Genomic DNA, 2986 nt, shown 5'->3' on the forward strand with positions numbered 1-2986 from the left:
CCGATCGCTCCGGAGTTGTCGACGAGGTCGCTGAGGACGTCACCGTTCACCAGGCCGCCCGCGACTGCGGCGATGTCGCCCGCGTTGTTCACCACGCCGCCGGCGACGCCGGTCAGGTCGCCCGAGTTCCCGGTGATGTCGCCGAGGACGTCACCGTTCACCACGCCGCCCGTGATGTCGCCGCCGACCAGGTCGCCTGCGACGCCGCTGACGTCGCCGGTGTTGTTGAGCAGGTCGCCGATCGTGCCCGAGTTGTCGACGAGGTCCGTGAGGATGTCGCCGGTGACGAGGCCAGTGATGGCGCCGGTGTTGTCGACGAGGTCGCCGGTGATCTCGCCGCTGTTGCCGGCCAGGTCGCCGGCTACCCCGGTCACGTCGCCCGCGATGCCGGTGACATCGCCGTTCACGAGGCCGCCCGCGAGGCCGGCGATGTCGCCGGTGTTGGTGATGTCGCCGACGGAGTTGGTGAGGTCACCGGCGACGCCTGCCAGGTCGCCGCTGTTGTCGACCAGGTCGCCGGCTACCCCGGTGACGTCGCCGTTCACCAGGCCACCCACGAGATCGCCGGTGTTGGTGACGTCACCCAGCTGGCCGACGACGTTGGTCAGGTCGCCGGAGTTGTCGATGAGGCCGCCCGCGACGCCGGTGACGTCGCCCGTGTTGTTGATCAGACCGCCGATCGCGCCGGAGTTGTCGATCAAGTCGCCGTTGACGAGGCCGCCCGCGACGCCGGTCAGGTCACCGCTGTTGCCGGTGAGGTCTCCCACGGTGCCCGTCAGGTCGCCTGCCACGCCGGTCAGGTCGCCGCTGTTGCTGAGCAGGTCGCCTGCAACGCCGGTGACATCGCCGCCCAGGTCACCGCCGACGCCGGTGAGGTCGCCGGTGTTGTTGACCAGGCCGCCCGCGACGCCGGTGACGTCGCCGATCGAGCCGATCAGACTCGGATCGCCCGCGATGCCGGTGAGATCGCCTGCGACGCCCGTCAGGTCGCCTGCCACGCCGGTCAGATCGCCGCTGTTGCCGGTGAGATCGCCCACCGAACCGATGAGCGTTCCGGTGATGTCGCCCGAGTTGCCGGTGACATCGTTGACGAGGTCGCCGCCGATTCCGGTGATGTCGCCGACCGAACCGGCCGAGTTGGTGAGGTCTCCGGCGACACCGGTGAGATTTCCCGCGACGCCCGCGATGTCGCCCGAGTTGCTGAAGATGTCCCCTGCGACGTTGGTCAGATCGCCGCTGTTGCTCAGCACGTCACCTGCCACACCGGTCAGGTCACCGCTGTTGCTCAGGAGGTCACCGGCCACACCGGTCAGATCGCCGTTGTTGCTCAGCAGGTCACCGGCGATGCCGGTGACGTCACCCGTGGCGCCGGTGAGATCGCCGTTCACCACGCTGTTCGTCAGATCGCCTGCCACGCCGGTGACGTCGGTGTCGTTCGCCAGGCCGCCGGCGAGAGCGGAGATGTCGCCGACCGTGCCGGTCACGTCGCCGGTGTCGATCAGGTCGCCTGCGATGCCGGCGATGGTCCCCGAGTTGCCGGTCACGTCGCCCGCGACGCCGCTGACGTCGCCGAGGAGGTCGCCGCCGACGCCGGTCAGGTCACCGGCGTTTCCGGTGAGGTCGCCCGCGATTCCCGTGAGATCACCCGCGACGCCGGTGACGTCACCTACCGAGCCGACGAGATCGCCCGAGTTGCCGGTCAGGTCGCCGGCGACACCGGTCAGGTCGCCGAAGGTGTTGGTGACGTTGCCGATCGGGCCCGCGACACCGGTCAGGTCACCGACGGTGCCGTCCACGTCGCCGAGCAGATCACCGCCGACGCCGGTCACGTCTCCGGAGTTGCTCAGCAGGTCGCCTGCCACACCGGTCAGAGCGCCGGTGTTGCCGGTGAGATCACCCGCGACGCCGGTGACGTCGCCTACCGAGTTGGCCACGTCGCCCACCGAACCGATCATCTGCGTCAGATCGCCCGCGACACCGACGACGTCGCCTACCGAGCCGACCGTCTGCGTGAGATCGCCGACGGTTTGGGTCACATCGCCGACGGTGCCGATCGTGTTGGTGAGATCGCCCGCGACACCGCTGATGTCGCCGACCGAACTGGTCAGGTCACCCACCGAGCCGAGAGTCTGCGTGACGTCGCCGGTGTTGCCGGTGAGGTCCCCCGCGATACCTGTGAGGTCGCCCGCGACGCCGGCGACATCGCCGATCGAGCCAACCGTCTGCGTCAGGTCACCCGCTACGCCGGTGATTCCGCTCAGGTTGTCGGAGATGTTGCCGATCGAGGCGGTCAGGTCGCCGGCGAGGCCGGTGAGGTCTCCGCTGTTTCCGGTGAGGTCTCCCGCGATGCCCGTGAGGTCGCCCGCGACGCCGGTGACGTCACTGACCGAACCGACCGTCTGCGTGAGATCCCCTGCGACACCGGTCAGGTCGCCGACGGACTGAGTTACGTCACCGACGGAGCCGATCGTGTTGGTGAGGTCCCCGGCGACGCCCGTGAGATCGCCTGCGACGCCGGTGAGGTCGCCGATGGACTGCGTGACGTCGCCGATCGAGCCTGCGGTCGTCGTGAGATCACCTGCCACCCCGGTGAGGTCCACGAGGTCACCGGTGTTGGTGACGTCTCCCGCGACGCCGGTGACACTGCCGAGCAGGTCACCGCCTACTCCGGTGACGTCGCCGAGCGAGCCGACCGTGTTGGTCGCGTCACCGGCGATACCCGTGAGATCACCGATCGAGCCGGCGACACCCGTGAGATCACCCGTGGTGGCGCTGACGGTGCCGAGCACGTCGCCGCCTACGCCGGTGAGGTCTCCCAGCGAGTTGGTGAGGTCGCCCGCGACACCTGTGATGTCTCCGATGTTGCCGACGCTCTGGGTGAGGTCTCCCGCGGTGGCGTCGACGAGGTCGCCCGCCACCCCGGTCACGTTGCCGACCGTCTGAGTGAGGTCGCCCGCCACACCGGTGACGTCGCCGACCGAACCCA

General features: G+C 69.3%; 1 protein-coding gene. It reads right to left on the bottom strand.

Annotation, left to right across the window (positions count from 1 at the left end):
- Positions 1 to 2986, bottom strand: a 2986-nt coding sequence (locus tag ON36_RS28580; RefSeq protein WP_043660180.1) for a beta strand repeat-containing protein, incomplete at both ends; no start/stop codon positions are given.

Source organism: Nocardia thailandica NBRC 100428 (genome assembly GCF_000308795.1).
Classification (GTDB): Bacteria; Actinomycetota; Actinomycetes; order Mycobacteriales; family Mycobacteriaceae; genus Nocardia; species Nocardia thailandica.